This window comes from Sedimentibacter sp. (genome assembly GCF_038562225.1).
Lineage (GTDB): Bacteria > Bacillota > Clostridia > Tissierellales > Sedimentibacteraceae > Sedimentibacter.
Genome location: NZ_JBCFAS010000005.1, coordinates 158,096 through 175,277, shown reverse-complemented (window position 1 = coordinate 175,277; position 17,182 = coordinate 158,096). Strand labels below are relative to the sequence as shown.

15 protein-coding genes and 1 pseudogene are annotated in these 17,182 nt (G+C 41.0%); 14 read left to right on the top strand and 2 right to left on the bottom strand.

Annotated features, from left to right (window positions below):
- The first annotated feature begins 55 nt into the window (after positions 1–55).
- Positions 56–1,120, top strand: a complete 1,065-nt coding sequence (locus AAGU76_RS17335) for a TRAP transporter substrate-binding protein (RefSeq protein WP_342486785.1) — start codon at positions 56–58, stop codon at positions 1,118–1,120.
- Positions 1,121–1,341: 221 nt separating this feature from the next.
- Positions 1,342–1,941, top strand: a pseudogene (prxU, locus tag AAGU76_RS17330) (thioredoxin-dependent peroxiredoxin); the annotation flags it as partial.
- Positions 1,942–2,056: 115 nt separating this feature from the next.
- On the opposite strand, the gene AAGU76_RS17325 reads toward prxU, so the two are convergent.
- Positions 2,057–5,062, bottom strand: coding sequence for a transglycosylase domain-containing protein (locus AAGU76_RS17325; RefSeq protein WP_342486784.1), 3,006 nt, complete (start codon positions 5,060–5,062; stop codon positions 2,057–2,059).
- Positions 5,063–5,298: 236 nt separating this feature from the next.
- Between AAGU76_RS17325 and AAGU76_RS17320 the strand changes: the two genes are divergently transcribed.
- The gene (locus tag AAGU76_RS17320) at positions 5,299–6,441 is read left to right on the top strand and encodes a M20/M25/M40 family metallo-hydrolase (RefSeq protein ID WP_342486783.1); all 1,143 of its coding nucleotides are present in this window, start codon (positions 5,299–5,301) and stop codon (positions 6,439–6,441) included.
- Between the two features lie 86 nt (positions 6,442–6,527).
- On the opposite strand, the gene AAGU76_RS17315 is transcribed toward AAGU76_RS17320, so the two are convergent.
- Complete coding sequence (locus AAGU76_RS17315) at positions 6,528–6,887, bottom strand: hypothetical protein (RefSeq protein ID WP_342486782.1); 360 nt, start codon at positions 6,885–6,887, stop codon at positions 6,528–6,530.
- A gap of 179 nt (positions 6,888–7,066) precedes the next feature.
- Here AAGU76_RS17315 and AAGU76_RS17310 point away from each other — a divergent pair, with 179 nt between their 5' ends.
- The 11 genes from AAGU76_RS17310 (at position 7,067) to grpE (ending at position 17,105) form a co-directional block, all read left to right on the top strand.
- Positions 7,067–7,486, top strand: coding sequence for an OsmC family protein (locus AAGU76_RS17310; protein ID WP_342486781.1), 420 nt, complete (start codon positions 7,067–7,069; stop codon positions 7,484–7,486).
- Between the two features lie 32 nt (positions 7,487–7,518).
- Entirely contained in the window at positions 7,519–8,490 is a 972-nt protein-coding gene (prmA, locus tag AAGU76_RS17305; protein WP_342486780.1) for a 50S ribosomal protein L11 methyltransferase, read from the top strand.
- An 8-nt stretch (positions 8,491–8,498) separates the two neighbouring features.
- Positions 8,499–9,236: a 16S rRNA (uracil(1498)-N(3))-methyltransferase gene (locus AAGU76_RS17300; protein ID WP_342486779.1), complete on the top strand. Its 738-nt coding sequence runs from the start codon at positions 8,499–8,501 to the stop codon at positions 9,234–9,236.
- Positions 9,237–9,510: 274 nt separating this feature from the next.
- Positions 9,511–10,749: a dicarboxylate/amino acid:cation symporter gene (locus tag AAGU76_RS17295; RefSeq protein WP_342486778.1), complete on the top strand. Its 1,239-nt coding sequence runs from the start codon at positions 9,511–9,513 to the stop codon at positions 10,747–10,749.
- 142 nt (positions 10,750–10,891) lie between these two features.
- Positions 10,892–12,025, top strand: a complete 1,134-nt coding sequence (gene hemW / locus AAGU76_RS17290; protein WP_342486777.1) for a radical SAM family heme chaperone HemW — start codon at positions 10,892–10,894, stop codon at positions 12,023–12,025.
- 345 nt (positions 12,026–12,370) lie between these two features.
- Complete coding sequence (locus tag AAGU76_RS17285) at positions 12,371–13,081, top strand: LytTR family DNA-binding domain-containing protein (protein WP_342486776.1); 711 nt, start codon at positions 12,371–12,373, stop codon at positions 13,079–13,081.
- A 3-nt stretch (positions 13,082–13,084) separates the two neighbouring features.
- Positions 13,085–14,449 carry a GHKL domain-containing protein gene (locus AAGU76_RS17280; protein WP_342486775.1) on the top strand — a complete coding sequence of 455 codons (1,365 nt, stop codon included), beginning with the start codon at positions 13,085–13,087 and terminating at the stop codon, positions 14,447–14,449.
- 53 nt (positions 14,450–14,502) lie between these two features.
- A complete protein-coding gene (locus AAGU76_RS17275) occupies positions 14,503–15,075 on the top strand; it encodes an accessory gene regulator B family protein (RefSeq protein ID WP_342486774.1) in 573 nt (190 codons plus the stop codon).
- Complete coding sequence (locus AAGU76_RS17270) at positions 15,072–15,209, top strand: cyclic lactone autoinducer peptide (protein ID WP_342486773.1); 138 nt, start codon at positions 15,072–15,074, stop codon at positions 15,207–15,209. The genes AAGU76_RS17275 and AAGU76_RS17270 overlap by 4 nt, the downstream gene beginning before the upstream one ends.
- A gap of 236 nt (positions 15,210–15,445) precedes the next feature.
- Complete coding sequence (gene hrcA, locus AAGU76_RS17265) at positions 15,446–16,507, top strand: heat-inducible transcriptional repressor HrcA (RefSeq protein WP_342486772.1); 1,062 nt, start codon at positions 15,446–15,448, stop codon at positions 16,505–16,507.
- A 4-nt stretch (positions 16,508–16,511) separates the two neighbouring features.
- Entirely contained in the window at positions 16,512–17,105 is a 594-nt protein-coding gene (gene grpE, locus AAGU76_RS17260) for a nucleotide exchange factor GrpE (protein ID WP_342486771.1), read from the top strand.
- Positions 17,106–17,182: the final 77 nt, after the last annotated feature.

The window sequence follows — 17,182 nt, the reverse complement described above, 5'->3', positions numbered from 1 at the left end:
TGATTTGTAATCATAAAAATAAAATTAAAAAATGAAAGGCGAAGGGAAGAAGAAAATGAAAAACTTTAAGAGATTTATCAGTATTTTAATGGTATTTGTAATGACATTCGCATTGGCAGCCTGCGGACAGCAGCAAGCAGCAACTCAGCAACCTGCAGAGCAAAAACCGGCCGCTGAAACTCCTGCAGCACAACAATCATCCGACATCGGAGAATATTCATGGTCTCTTGGAACTGACAGCCCTGAAGACACTGTAACTCACAAATACGCAGTTAAGTTTGCCGAAGAAGTTGGTGCCTTGAGCGGAGGCAAAATGAAAATCCAAGTTTACTCAAACGGTACTCTTGGCGGAGACAGAGAAATGCTTGAAAGCATCAAGGGAGGAAACATTCAGTTTGTTGTTCAGACAACAGCACCTCAGGTTAACTTCATGCCAAGACTTGCAGTATTTGACCTTCCTAATGCTTACGCAACAATAGATGAAGTAAGAAAAGCCGTTGACAACGAAGGCTTCTTAAAAACAATCAACGGTGTTTACGAAGAAGCTGGATATCACCTGATGGCTTATGCAGACCAGGGATTCAGAGTTATGTCAACAAACAAGAAAATTGAATCAATCAATGACTTCAAGGGACAAAAAATAAGAACTATGGAAAATGCCAACCACATAGCATACTGGAAAGCTCTGGGAGCAAATCCGACACCTATGGCATTTGCAGAAGTTTATATAGGATTGCAGCAGGGAACCATAGACGCTCAGGAAAATCCATATGAAGTTATAGTATCTGCAAAATTCTATGAGCAGCAGAAATATGTAATCAAGACAAACCACATTCCGCATCTTCTTTCTTTAATCACAAGCAACGATGTTTACAATGGATTGAATGACGCAGAAAAGGCTATCCTTGATCAGGCTGCAGCAAATGCAAAAGTATATGCACGTGAGCAGGCAGATTCACGTGTTGCAGACAGAGTAAGCATAATAGAGTCAAACGGAGCTCAAATAGTAGAAATCAACGAAGAAACTTTCAAAGCAATGCAAGAAGCTGCTAAACCTGTTTATGAAAGCATAAAACAACAGGTTGGAGAAGATCTGTATAATGCTTATCTTGGAAAATAAGATTATTTTGTAATTTCGATCCCTCACATTGTATAAAAAACAACCGCACTGTTCAAGTGCGGTTGTTTTTTTGCTGTATGAAAGAAAAATAAGGCCGTATTCTTTGTATTCATGAGCATTATTGCTGTGGCAGAGGAGATTTTAAATATTAACTGCGTTATTGGCAATAATAATAACAGGCATATCTGCCAGATTTTAAATTATAATTTTCGGAGGTCATAGTGATTAAGGTTGGTGAAAAGGCCCCGTCCTTCAATGCGCAGGCATTTTATGACGGATCATTTACAAAGGTGAGTTTAGAGGATTACAAGGGTAAATGGGTTTACCTGTTTTTTTATGGCGGAGATTTCACATTTGTCTGAGCTTCTGAAGTGGCAGCAGTTGCTGCTAAGGTCAAGGAATTTGAAGAGCTCGGAGTGCAGGTTTTATCCTGCAGCGTAGATTCTGTATATACTCATAAAATGTGGAACGAACAGGAACTTTCCAAGATGTCCGGCAACACACCATTTCCCATGATGTCAGACCAGAATGGTGAAATAGGAAAGATGTATGGAGTTTATGACGAACAAAGCGGAGTAAGTTTAAGAGGAACATTTATCATTGATACGGATGGAATTCTTCAAAGCATGGAAGTGCTGTCCATGCCAATAGGCAGAAATGTGTTTGAAGGATTAAGACAGATAAAAGCTATTCAGATGGTGAGGAATTCAAAAGGGAAAGAAGTTGCTCCTGCTGTTTGGGAACCTGGCAAAAAAACAATAAAGCCTCGTCCGGAACTGGTGGGAAACGTGTGGCAGGAATGGAACATAAATGATTTGTAGAAGGTGCATCTTCATGATGCCGAAAAACAGCAGTACCCTATAATTTGGGGCTGCTGTTTCTTAATTATGAGATCCTTCGCTGGCGCTCAGGATGACAGTATCGTTTAGAATTTTCTTAGTCTGTCAAGTCAAGAATTTCGCCTTCATTGTTGTCTTGAGTCTCTTCTGTGTTTTCAGACTCCGCAGGTTCTTCGTCTCCCCCTTCTTCCGTGCTGTCGTTCTGGCCGTTTATCCACTGGTCGTAATGCCACTGGGTGTGGTTAGAGCATACTGCGGAAGGAACCTGGTACGCCTGGTCCAGAATACTGTAACTCTTATCGTAGTCTTTGTTCCTGGTTACGAACACCCGCTGCTCCAGAAGGTTTCCGGGGCAGTACTGAGATTTAAGAAGTCCTGAGTTTGTGCATATTTCAACAGAAACATGGGTGTCGCATTTTTCCCTGGGCTCAGTGCCCGGAATGAAGTATTCTGTTATTACCTGGCTTCCCCGTTGGTCGTGAGAACAAAGGTCAGTGGGAAGTTTCCCCGATTGTTTGCAGACCTGGACGGGCACAAGGTTATTGCTTCGCTCAAACTTTGCCGGAGCAAGCCCTTCATGGATGTGAGTCATTATGTTTTTCCACAGCCTCGCGTTGTTTCCGCTGTCACCGGAAAGTTTCATCTGTACATTGTCGTTTCCTACCCAGATGCCTCCTATGTAGTACGGTGTGAAGCCAACATACCAGAAGTCTCCGCAGTCCTGGGTCGTTCCGGTTTTGCCGGCAGCTTCTATTCCCATTTCATCCGGAAGCTTTGCCTTGTAGGACAGACCGTTGTACACGGTGCTTCTGAGTATATCCTTCATGAGAGAGGCTGCCTCCGGAGTGGACACAGACTGTGTTTTCGGAATGTTGTCAATCAGGATTTCGCCCCTGCTGTCTGTAATTTTTGTGTAGACGATGGGCTCCACGTACACGCCGTCATTGGCTATAGCCCCGTAGGCTGCAGTCATGGCAAGAGGTGAGAAGCCATTTGTAAGCCCCCCAAGTCCAAGGGATGCCAGGTTAACGTCGTTGTAGACCGGATTTTCCTGCGGTGTTACGAATGTGTCTTCTGCCGGATTTTCGGTGTTAATGAAACCAAGACTGGCAAGTGATTGTATTGAAGCATCAAGCCCTATTTTTTCAAGCATGTTGACAGAATTTGTATTCACTGACTGCTCTATGGATTTTCTAAGAGTCATTTTGCCCCAGTACTTAACATCCTTATATTCATACCAGTTTTTAGGCCACCGTTCACCTTTTTCGTTGGTACGGGGAAGGTCTTCCAGTATGTAGGCTGCCGAGTATCCCATGTTAAGAGCAGGCAGGTAGACAGACAGAGGCTTGATAGTGGAGCCCGGCTGTCTTGCTGCATCCGCAGCACGGTTAAAGGTTTTGCTTCCTTCAATGTTTCTGCCTCCGAACATGGCTTTTATCTTTCCTGTGCGGTAGTCAAGTATAACTGCTGCAGACTGGGGCTGGACTATTCCGTCTTCCTGATAATAGAAAAAATCCTTTGAAACTCTGAGCAGACCATCGTCTCCGACACTGAACACATCGGGGTTTTTGTCCAGAAAGTCCTTTGTGATCAGAAATTTTCCCTTAGTCCCCTTCTTCTCAAGAACCTCCAGGCTGCTGCCTATGTTCAGGGAACCCATGGTGTGGGATACGAAATTGTTTTCTTCATTTATGGTGTAACAATCCACTATATCAACAGAAGAGGAGTAAATGTCAAACTTCTTCGTATGAAGAACCAGGCATCCGTTTTCGTCCCGGTAAAATTCATCGGAGCTTAAATACAGATTTCCAGCTTCGTCAAGAATGTTTTCCTTTTTGTAAAATATGGTCTGACCGTATTCGTTAAGCACGTTTTTGTAAGAGTCCAGACTTCCAACGGAATTGCCGTCGACCCATTTGAAGTATCTCCATTCCTCACCCACGGGATTGTCACCTTCAGACTTTTCTCCCAGATAGTTTATGGAGAAGTTTCTGTAGGCTTCTTCAAGGGATTTCTGCATATTGACGTCGATTGTTGCTGTTATAGTCAAACCGCCCCTGTAAAGGAGTCTTTCAGCCTCCTGTCGGCTCATACCTTTTTTACCCATCAAATCCTCAATTACCCTGTCCTTTACGTAGTCCGTGGGCAATGTGGATATTTCCTCCATTTTGGTCTGGCCTGGATTCAAAGAAAGCCTTATATCCTGACTAATGGCATCTCTATGCTCCTGTTCATCTATGAATCCAATTTCGAGCATCTGGTCAAGAATCAGGCGCTGCCTGTCTACGGCTTTTTGGTTGAAGACGCAGGCGTACTGAACTGAACCTATAACCACATACCCTACGATGTCCTCTTTGGGAATGTTGACTGAGTCAGCCATGCTGTAACGGTTAAAGGGTGCATATGCAACCGTGCTTTTTGCAGCACCGGACAGAAGTGCGCATTCTGCCAGTGAAAGGTCTTTCACATCCTTTGAAAAATAAGTGCGTGCGGCTGTCTGCACGCCATAGGAGCTTTGGCCCAGCGGAATGGTGTTCAGGTAGTTTTCCAGTATCTGCTCCTTAGAAAGAACCCTTTCGATTTTTACGGCCAGGTAAATTTCCTTAACCTTTCTTTCCCAGGATTTTTCGTTTGTAAGGTAAAGATTCTTCACAAGCTGCTGGGTGATGGTACTTGCACCCTGAGCCGTAGGGTCTCCCACCTGAAAGTTGTATAAAAGCGAGCTGGCAATACGCTGAGGGTCAATACCCATATGGTCGAAAAATCTGTGATCCTCTATGGCAATAAAGGCGTTTACCAGGTCTTTAGGAATGTCCTCCAGCTTTATTATGTCCCTGTTTTCGTTGGGATCATGAATTTTTTCTATTATGCTTCCTTTTTCGTCAACTATGACGGAGCTTTCGGAAAGGGTTGAAAGTATGTTTGTGGGGTCTATTTCAGGAGCTGTTTTTATGATTCCTGCAACCACACCGGATGCAAATCCGCCTGCAGCAACAACAGCCGTTGTTGAAATTAAAAACAGCACAAATATTGCCCGCAGAAACAAATTCTTTTTCTTTTTTTCCGGTGCATGATTCTTTTCTTGATTTTTATCTTCTTTCATTTTATCACCGCCATTCTGCACTTAAGGATTTTATACCCTTAAATACGAAGTTTATTCATTATACAGCTAAATTACAGCATATGATTGAAAATTTGCAAAAAATACCAGAGCACAGTTGCACGGGAAAGTTTATTAGATTATAATACTAACCAGATGATAATAATGTGAGGGATAACATATTCAATATATTAATCTCAGACAAAATTGTTAACAGAATTTACTAGCGGAGATTTATCATGAAATATGCATTGAATGAAAAAGAACTGGAATTTATCTCGCAAAGCAATCAGGAGTGGCTGAATCTTTTGATTGAACTGGCGAAAATACCTGCTCCTTCCCATAAGGAGGACAAGCGTGCCGAGTTTTGCAAGAAGTGGCTTGAACATAACGGAGCAAGGAATGTCACAATCGATGAGGCGAAGAATGTGGTTTATCCAGTAAACTGCGAAAACGCCGAAGAAATAACAGTCTTCATGGCTCACACGGATGTGGTGTTTGAAGACGAGAAAGAATTTGATGTGCAGGTAAGGGATGGTAAGGTGTTTGCGCCGGGTGTAGGCGACGACACAGCCAACGTCGTTAACCTGTTGATGTGCGCCAAGTATGTGACGCAAAACAAGATGCAGCCAGAAAATGGTTTCCTGTTTGTAATGAATTCCTGCGAGGAAGGTCTCGGAAACCTTAAGGGAAGCAAAAAAATAATGGAAGATTACGGCTCAAGGGTGAAGGAGTTTGTTTCCCTTGACGGCCACATAGGATCGTGTGTATCAAAGGCGGTAGGTTCCCAAAGGTACAAGGTAACCGTTACAACCGAGGGCGGGCACTCCTATTCTGATTTCGGAAACAGAAATGCCATTTACTATCTGTCTTCCATGATACAGACTCTTTATGCCGTTAAGGCACCCCAGAAGGAAAAGACCACATACAATGTGGGAATTATAAGCGGAGGAACTTCGGTTAACACAATTGCTGAAAAAGCATCCATGCTTTATGAATTCCGATCGCTGGACAAGGAATGTCTTAAGCAGATGGAGGACTTTTTCTGGGCGGTGCTTGACAGCTATAGAAAAATGGACATAGGTGTTTCGGTTGAAGTTGTGGGCATGAGGCCATGCAGCGGAGACATTGATGAACAAAAATTAGAAAGCTTCACGGAGAAGAACAAGGAAATTATCAGGTATTACTATGACACGGAACTGGACCTGGAAGCAGGTTCAACCGATTCCAACATACCGCTGTCACTGGGAGTTCCGGCAAACACTGTTGGGACAACAAAAGGAGGCGGAGCCCATACCAGGGGAGAATGGATTGAAATTGACGGAGTGGAAACTGGCATGAAAATAAGCATGGCCATGGTTCTTTCATATTTTAAAAGATAATTTTATAAATACATAGCCTAAATTATAGTAAGATGAAAGCCAAAGAATCTCATAGGGAGGGATTCTTTGGCTCGTTTATCAGATGATTATTTCTTTTTCCTTTTCAGCGATTTTCCGCTTTGCGTTCCAAAGTATGAAAAGAGAAGAATTAAAATCATGTAAACCACATAAAGAAAATTAAATTCCCTGGTTGTGTAAATCAGAAGTATGACTACGCCGGGAAGGCTGAGGCAAAGCATGTAAAGAATTGTGAAGCCCGGCTTCAGCAGCCCCAGTATGATGCTTATGACACCGTAAATTATGAGCACAATCAGTATTGTAACAAGTCTTTCAAAAACAAGACCGTCGGAAAACACCGACACAAACACCCCGAAAAAACCAAGCAAAGCTCCTGCTGCAATTGTTATTAAACTACCTACTAGATTTGACCTAATGGATTCCTTCATGACAATACCACCTTCATTATTTTGATGTTCTGTTATTGTTTCTTATTATGTTACTTCAGCAAGAATTCCAACATTATGCTTATTACATTATAACAAAAAATAGTTATATTAATGTTAAATATATGATATAATTTAACAAATTATAATAAAATGAAATTTAATTATAGATAGGAGAAATCATGGGCAAGACTAATATACACGCAAATTTAAGGGGAAACATGGCCTTTGAGATGGATATCAACGGTCATACTGTAACGACGGATGCAACGGCTGAAAATGGAGGAAACGGTCTGGGACCAAGTCCGAAGGCACTTTTGCTGGCAGGTCTCATTGGATGTTCGGGAATCGACATCATGACCATAACCAAGAAGATGAGGGTTGAAATTGAGGATGTAAAAGTGGATATAGAGGCCGAAGCAAGGGAAGAGGATCCAAAGATATACACATACATAAAGGTCATATACAGATTTAAGGGAAAGGATCTGACTTTCGACAAGCTGGAAAGAGCGGTGAAGCTGTCCATGGAGAAGTACTGCGGTGTGGCAGCGATGCTGGAAAAGGCCGTTCCAATCACATATGAGATAAAAATTGAAGTATAACAACAGCCTTAAATGAAAAACAGGAGAAAAACATGAATTGGATTGAAACATCAATTTACACAACAACAGACGGAATAGAAATAATAAACGGAGCTCTCATGAAGCTTGGCATAAACGATGCGGTCATTGAAGATGCCAGTGTTTTTGACGACTTTCTAAACAATGAAACTCTCAACTGGGACTATTACGATGAAGGTCTTGCCAGGATGAAGGACTGCGAAAGCTGCATAAAGGTTTATCTGGCAGACAACAGCCAGGGCAACAGTCTCTTGGGTGAAATTAAGACGTTCATATCAAACATACGCCAGGAATACAGCGGTATTGACTTCGGAAGGCTTGAGATTGAAACAAGAATGCTTGACGATGAAGACTGGGCCAACAACTGGAAGCAGTATTTCAAACCATTCACCGTATCTGACAAAATAATAATAAAACCTTCATGGGAAGAACTGGACCAGCCGTCAGACGGAAAAACAGTGCTTGAAATAGACCCGGGCATGAGTTTCGGAACGGGACAGCATCACACCACAAGACTTTGCATAGAGCAGATAATAAAGCATATGGAACAAGGAATGAAGGTTCTTGACATGGGCTGCGGAAGCGGAATCTTGTCCATAGCGTCAATATTGCTGGGAGCTAATAGCTGCGTGGGCGTTGACATTGATGAGAACGCAGTGCGCATTGCCGGTGAAAATGCTGCGCTTAACAGCATCTTTGCAGACCGCTTCACCGTATACTGCGGAGACGTGACTAACGACGTAAATCTGCAGAATGAAATAGGAAACGGCTATGACATGATTGCCGTAAACATCATCGCTCAGATAATAATGGGCATGAGCTCAACATTCCCAAAATTTTTGAGGTCAGGCGGTCTTGTAATAGCATCTGGAATCATTAAGAAATATCTGCAGGATGTTACGGACAATTTCAAGGAGCTGGGATTTGAAATCCTGGAGATCAATGACAGCGAAGAGTGGGTCTGCGTGACAGCAAAAAAACTTTAGGAGGCGGCATGTTCAGATATTTTTGTGCAGATGACTGCATTGAAGATGGCAGGGTAGTAGTAACCGACGGCGATGCCAGGCATTTGAAGACAATTCTAAGGGCACAGGAGGGCGATGAAATTTCCGTAGTGACAGAAAGCGACGAGTACAGAGCACGCATTGAAGAAATACGAAAGGATGACATAATCTGCAGCCTTGAAGAAAAAATAGAAAGAAACAACGAAACACGAATTAACGTAACCCTGTGCCAGGGAATTCCTAAGCAGACAAAGATGGAAACTATAATTCAGCAAAATGTGGAGCTTGGCGTTAAAAGCTTTATTCCGCTCATAACCGAAAGAACAGTGGTAAAGCTCAACGACAAGGACAGGGAGCAAAAGAAGCTTGATAGGTGGCAAAAGATTGCCAAGGAGTCCGCTAAACAAAGCAAACGTAACATCATACCTCAGGTGGAGGATATAGTTACGGTAAAGGAGCTTGTGGAGAGGCTTAAAAACGAAGACGCAAAAATCATAGTTCCCTATGAACTTGAAGATATGAAGATGCTGAAGGATGTGCTCTCTGAACCTAAGCAGGATTACTATATAGTCATCGGTCCTGAAGGAGGTTTTGATATAAAGGAAATAGAGATGTTCAAAGAAATCGGAGCCCACATTGTGACACTGGGCAAAAGGATTCTGAGGACAGAAACAGCAGGAATAGTTGCAGCATCGGTTGTGATGTACGCATGCGGAGAAATGAATTAAAGAAATTGAAGACACAGGTCACCTAAGGAGTTGCTAAAGCAGCTCTTTTTTTACGAAATTTTCGGATAATGGCAGCATTCAATTGTGATATAACATAAAAAGGAAATATTGTAACATATAATGGAAATGTTATGTTATTTATTGGAAAAATGTTGAATAATGAAGTATTAAATATGATAATCAGTGAAATTTTGTAGAGACAAAATGTCAAAAATCAGTTATAATATAGTTAGGTTATCAAAATAATAATAAATAATAAGGAGGATTTTTGTTGATGAAAAAGCTTCAACTGACAACAAAAATTTTTATCGGGTTGGCATTAGGTATTATTGTCGGAATTATTCTTCAGCCAAACCCGGCCGTGGCAACAAACTACATTAAACCTTTCGGTACATTGTTCCTTAACATGATTAAGCTTGTTATAGTGCCGTTGGTATTCTCTTCGCTGGTTGTAGGCGCATGTGGAATGGAAGACGTCAGAAAACTTGGAAGGATAGGCGGTAAAACAATAGCATACTACATGCTCACTACAGCATTTGCCGTTACAATCGGACTCGTATTGGCAAACGTAACAAACGTAGGTGGAGGATTCAGCATTCCTGTTGATGCAAAGGTTGAAATTGCAGAGGCTCCAAAAGTAATTGACACATTGTTGAATATCATTCCTTCAAATCCTTTAAAAGCTCTTGTTGATGGAAACATGCTTCAGATCATTGCATTTGCCCTCATCATAGGAGCAGGAATAGTTGGCGTAGGCGAAAAAGGAAAGGTGCTGTTCAACTTTTTTGATGCCTTTGCAGAAGTTATGTACAAAATAATAGCTGTAATAATGCAGTTTGCTCCAATAGGAGTATTTGCACTCATCACTCCCGTTGTTGCAGTTAACGGACCAGCCGTACTGCTGCCTCTATTGAAGCTTATAATTGTTGTATATGCAGGCTGCATACTTCATGCTGCTCTAACTTATTCAACGACAGTAAGCATCTTCGCAAAAGTGAACCCGGTTAGGTTCTTCAGAGGAATTGCTCCGGCCATGATGTTTTCATTTACAACTGCCAGCAGCTCCGGAACACTGCCGATAACAATGAAATCTGCTCAGGAAAACCTGGGAGTTTCAAAGCCGATTGCAAGCTTTGTTCTTCCGCTGGGAGCAACTATCAACATGGATGGAACTGCCATATACCAGGGTATATGCGCATTCTTCATAGCTCAGGTTTACGGAGTTGACCTGCCAATATCGGCACAGCTTACAATAATCCTCACTGCAACATTGGCTTCAATCGGAACTGCAGGAGTTCCAGGCGCCGGAATGATAATGCTTGGTATGGTTCTTCAGTCTGTAGGACTTCCTATAGAAGGTATAGCATTGATCGCAGGAGTTGACAGGGTACTTGATATGATGAGAACCTGCATCAACGTAACAGGCGACGCTGCATGCGCTACTATAGTAGCTGCAACCGAAGGCGAGCTTGACAGATCCATACTTGAAAAAAGAGCCAATGCAGCAAAGTAATTAAAATTGTAATAAAATATAATAAATGATATAATTGGAGCTGAAATTCAGCTCCTTTTAATTGCTGAAAACGGGTTTCATTTCCCGGGAAACAGACAGATGATTCTGAACCTGCTAATGCTTATTCGAGAAAGAGGTCACTATGAAAAAACTAGGTATATACGTTCACGTACCATTTTGCAGAAAAAAGTGCAGCTACTGCGACTTTTACTCCGTCAGGTGGGATGATGAACTTGAACATAAATATGTTGAATCAGTGAAAGAAGAAATAGAAGAATACAAAAAAGTTCTGGATGGCAGCTACAAGGTTGATACCCTGTACTTCGGAGGGGGAACACCAACCATAATCAAGCCGTCGAACATTAAGAAAATTGCAGACAGCGTAGAAAAATTCAGTAAAATAGAAGAAGATGCAGAAATAAGCATGGAGGCTAATCCTAACACTCTGACGGATGATAATCTGAAGGAGTACAAAAAAGCCGGAATCAACAGGCTCAGCATCGGAATCCAATCGCTCAACGATGATATACTGAAAAAGATTGGAAGGCTCCACAACAGCCGTGAAGCCCTGGATGCCATAGACAGGGCAATTAATTGCGGCTTTGAAAACATTAACGCAGATGTCATGTTCAACATACCCGGGCAGACAGTGGAAGACATAGAGGATACTCTGAAGAGAATCATGGATAAAGGCGTTAAGCACATTTCCTTTTATTCATTAAAGCTTGAAAAGGGAACGCCATTGTACCTCATGGAACAAAAAAAGCTTATCACCATGCCGGAAGAGGATACTGAGCGGGAGATGTACTACAGGGGCAGGGAGATCATGGAAGAAGGGGGCCTTATGCAGTACGAGATTTCAAATTTCTCAGCAAACGGCAAACAGTGCCTTCATAATCTGAAGTACTGGAACCAGGATGAATACCTGGGGCTTGGGCCGTCAGCCCATTCCTTTTTAGACAGAACAAGGTACAGCAATCCTTCTGATCTTAAATTGTACTGCATGGGAACAAAGGCCTTTGAAAGGACAATACAGGAAAAAATGGACATGGAAGATTTGATGTTTGAGTACATTATGCTCATGCTCAGGCTTACGGAAGGATTAGATACTGAAAAGTTCAAGGGCAGATACAGTATTGACTTTTTCGAAAAATATAAAAGGCAGCTTGAAATTCTTACTGCTAACAAGCTGATTGAGATTTCCGAAAATATGGTAAGGCTGACTCACAGAGGAATGGATATTTCAAATTATGTTTTTGAGGAGTTTATGGAGTAGAGTAAAAAACAATCAGAGACCGAAATAACAAAATGGGAATAATGAATTAAAATTTCAGATACCCTTGCAAAATGTTTCCCATAACGACCAATCGTCCCCAGACTATTGACTTTTGAACAATTAAGCAATATATTAGTGTCAGGTGATTCACTTCCGGCGAGAACGGAAGCACTGGAACAACTGGGGAGTTGTGAACTGCATATTTGTGCAAAAAGGGTATTAATGGTTAAGTCTTCTGCCGATCGCAGGAGGCTGTTTTTTTGTTGCAAAGAGTTGACCTGATGTCAAAATTAATCTATAATATGTCTGAATTGACAATTAATCACACAGACAGGGGGGAACAACTTGAACCACTTGAAAATTGCCGTATGTGATGATGAAGCATCAACCCTTGACAGGATCAGCAGTCTGGTTGAAAGCAAGTTCTCTGAATGTAAATGCAATTATGAACTCAGCAAATTTACCAACGGCAAAGACCTTATACTTTCAAACTGCGAAGTAAACTACGATATAATCTTTCTGGACATAGATATGCCGGGTACAAACGGTATTGAAGCGGCGGCAGCCATAAAGCACGGCACCCCCAATACCATCATCATATTCATTACAGGCAGGGATGAACTGGTGTTTGAATCCATCAAGACGCAGCCTTTCAGGTTCATCAGGAAATCAAGACTGATGGAAGAAATTTCAGAGGCAGTTTCAGAAGCTTACAAATTGATTGAAAGAAGTTCATACAAGCTTACGATCAAAATAGACAACAAGCTGTACAAAATTGACGTGGGTGTAATAACCTATATTGAAAGCGATAAGAACTATATCACCGTCAATACCTTCAGCGGAAAAAAGTTCAGGTACAAGCAAAGTATCAGCACCATTGAGGAGGAACTAGAACCCTACGGGTTCATACGGGTTCACTCAGGCTACATGGTAAATCAAAAGTATATACAGAGGATTGACGGAAATGATGTTATCATCAGAAATGACAGCAGAATTCCAATCAGCAGAGCGAAAAAACAATATGTGCAGCAAAAATTACTGGAATATTTGAGGTGAAATATGGAATCTTTTTTGTTTGAGTTGTCTATTAATTTTATTGAATCATTTTTGATGATTGATTTTATTTCCAGATTCAACGGTTTTAAATTTACTGGCTTAAAAAGGAACATGCTTTATGCTTTGTCAGTATTGATATTGTTTGTAAATGTTACAATATCAAATTACCTGGAAACCTTTGTTGAAATTCCCAGTTACATAGCCTTGCTTGTTATGGTGTTGTACTGTATTTTTGCATTGAACGGCAAGGTGACGGTTAAAATATTAAGCTGCGTGCTTTTCACCGTGCTGCTGATTGTTGTCAACAGCCTGTCTGTAATCGGCTTCGGACTGATTTACGGCGTTGACGTGGAGACTATGGTCACAACATTCGGAATATACCGCGTTGCCTGTCTGCTGACATCAAAAATAGCCTTATTCTACATATCAAGAATTATCCTAAAATTAAAAATAAGGCAGTATGAAAATGCCCCGGTTTCTTCGTGGATTCTCATAACAATCATACCGGTTCTGACCATATTCATAATGGTCGTAATCACTGAGTCTGCAATCAGTATCAGCGACCCCAGAACAACCTTTTATCTGATATTGTCCATCATCGGCCTTATAATAATGAACATTCTGTTTTACTACCTGTTTATCAAAACAGGAAAAGAATTTGAAATTATAACTGAAAACGAACTTTTAAAACAGAACATCAATCTGCAGAGAAACCATAGCTTTGAGACTAAGAAGCTCTACAAGGAAATCCAGACTATGAGGCATGACATGAAAAATCACCTTATAGGCATTAAGTCCTTTTTGGAAGACGACAACCTAAACAAGGGCTTGACCTATATAAACGGTATAATTCAGGACATTGAAAAAACTAAAAAACTTGTATTCACCAAGAATGATATGTTCAATGCCATTGTAAACAACAAGTTCTCCGAAGCAAATGCCAAAGAGATCAAGACAAGCTATTTCATAAACTATGAAATAGACCAAAAGATCGAAGACAACGACATAAGCATACTTTTCGGCAATTTGCTGAGCAATGCCATAGAAGCCTGCGAAAAGGCGGTGGGAGAAAAGGAAATTTCGCTGATGGTTGATAAAAAACGAGACTACATATTCATCGAAGTGAAAAATACCATAGAAAAATCAGTACTGACAGAAAACCCGGATTTAATCACCACAAAGATGGATAAAATCCATCACGGATTGGGTGTGAAAAGCATAAAAAACGTCGTCCAAAAGTATGAAGGCATTATCAATTACACCGAACAGGGAAATGTCTTTGTTAGCAGCGTGCTATTGCTGGAGAACAGTACAAAAAACAGCAAAATGTATCCGAATTCGACTAAACGTCCCCAGCTTGTTGACTAATAAATAAAATCAGTTATATTAGTAATAGATAAACTTCATTATTGGAGGAAACAATGATTGAATCTTTATCAATTAGCATAACTGATTTTTTTTATTCCAATGACATAATAGAGGAAGATGAGAAGGAAATACTTGTGTATGGATTGCAGCTCATAATTTCTTCGCTCTTAGGTGTTTCGGTACTCCTGATGATTGGAGCTGCATTGGGCAGGTTGACTGATACAATAATTTTCCTGGTTACTTTCATTATATTAAGAATGTATTCCGGAGGTTATCACGCCAATTCTTATTTGAAATGCAATATTACGCTTATATCAGTTTACATGGGCATGATTGGAGCTGTTACATACACACCACCTGGCTATAGTGGAATTTTGTCTTTTATAATGGCTGCGTACACCGTCTGTATGGTTTTAAGGTATGCGCCGGTTGACAACGAGAATAAGAGGCTGGATGAAAAGAAGAAAAAAGAAAACAGAACAGTCACTGTCGTGCTAATGATTGCTTTTTACTTAATTGCGATGGTTATGTATAAAACGGGTGTACAATCGTTTTATACTGTTATAGTTACCATGTTTTCAGTAGCCGTATTAATAAAAATCAAAGTAAAGGGGAGCTGCAAATGAAGAATATCAAGAACGAAGTGCTGAAGCTGGCCGCCAAGCAAATCAAGAACACAGCGTTCGGAGCTGCGGGCGTAACGTCTTACTGGTTGGCATATCAGCCTAAGGAACCAAAAATGCTTAATAAATCAAAATAGCAGGGCATACGCCTTGCTGTTTTTTTGCGCAAAAGTTTACCTGATTAATTGGATTCAGAGCAATCAGCTAACATAATCCAAAGCTTTCAGTTAGCTTAAAAACCTGCAATTGTAATGCAATCAACGACAAAATTTTTAATATTAACTATTGACAAAATAAAACTTAAGTAGTATCTTATAACTATGGTTTAGCACTCGACATCGTTGAGTGCTAACAAAGAAAATGAGGTGATGAAATGTCTTTGGATAAGAGAAAAGTGAAGATTTTAAAAGCGATTATCTCCAGTTATATAGATAACGCAGAAGCTGTCGGCTCAAGGACAATTTCAAAGAAATATGAACTTGGCGTCAGTCCTGCCACTATCAGAAATGAAATGTCTGATTTGGAAGAAATGGGTTTTCTTGTTCAGCCTCATGCTTCAGCTGGAAGAATACCAACTGACAAAGCTTACAGATACTATGTGGACGATTTATGGAAAAAGGTTTTGGATTCATCAGATCCAAATTCCAACATGGATCAGTTGAAGAATATAATAGAGGACAAATCAAACGAACTGGATTCCGTTTTCAGAAATTCAGTCAGGATACTGTCGCAATTTACAAAGTATACATCTTTTATAGTTGCACCGCAGCTTAAGCAATCAGTAATAAAGAGAATACAGCTTGTGCCCATAACCGATACTAAGATTCTTCTTCTCCTTATACTGCAGAGCAATATAGTAAAGCAGGTCACACTGAAACTGAACAGCCCCATACCTATAGACCAGATGGAGAGAATATCCGCAGCACTTTCGGAAAAGCTGTTCGGCTATAAACTCGAAGATGTGGAAGCTATTAAGGATATATTAATACACCAGCTGTATCATGTGAGAGAATCCAGCGGCGAAGCCCTTATGGAGCTGCTGCCATATCTCATGGACCAAATATGCAGCCTGGAAGATATAAATGTGTATTCCGACGGCATAACAAATATTTTGGATTTGCCTGAATATAATGACGTGGTCAAAGCAAGGGAATTGATTTCATTTGTGGAAAACAAGGACAGCATTGCCAGACTGCTGCAGTTTGTGGGTGAAAATGACATGGCCATTACCATAGGCCATGAAAACCAGTATGAGGCTCTTCGTGACTGCAGCCTTATAACAGCCACCTACAAGTTCAACGGTAAGCTCATAGGCAAAATAGGAGTCATAGGACCCACCAGAATGGATTACAGCAAGGTAATATCAACAGTTAAATCCATGTCCGAGGCTATGAATGAAATAATCAACAGAAACTTTGACGATGATAAGGAGTGAAGAAATGGCTAAGGCTAAAAAGCATGATGATGAAAAACTAAAGGATCAGGAGCAAAAGGAAGCAGAAGAAATTTCTGATGCGGCAAAAGAGGAAACCTCCGGCGGTGAAGAGGAAAAAAAGGCTGAAGAAAACAAGGCCTCCAAGGAAACAGAAGAGACCAGGGATGCAAAAGATGCAGAGCTGGAAGCGCTGAACAACAGGTTTCTGAGACTGCAGGCGGATTTCCTTAATTATAAAAGCAGAACTGAAAAGGAAAAAGTAACAACCTACGGCAATGCAGTGTCAGATGTGGTGCTGGATTTGCTTCCGGTGGTTGACAACCTTGAAAGAGCGCTTGTAACCGACAAGTCGGAAAACAACACTCTCAAGGAAGGAGTTCAGATGGTTTACACCCAGCTTTTGGGAATCCTGAACAAAAAGGGACTGAAGGAAATTGAAGCTTTACATAAACCCTTTGACCACAATATGCATTACGGAGTTGCCTTCGAATCAAGCGATGAATTTGAAGACGGAATCATTCTAGACGTTCTTCAGAAGGGCTATACGGTAAACGAAAAGCTTGTAAGACCTGCAATGGTGAAAATCTGCAGGAGGTAGAAGCCCTAACCCTGCATGACTTGACCCAATTTGCACGAGCGATAGCGAGCAAATAAATTGGTGAACGAGACTGCGGG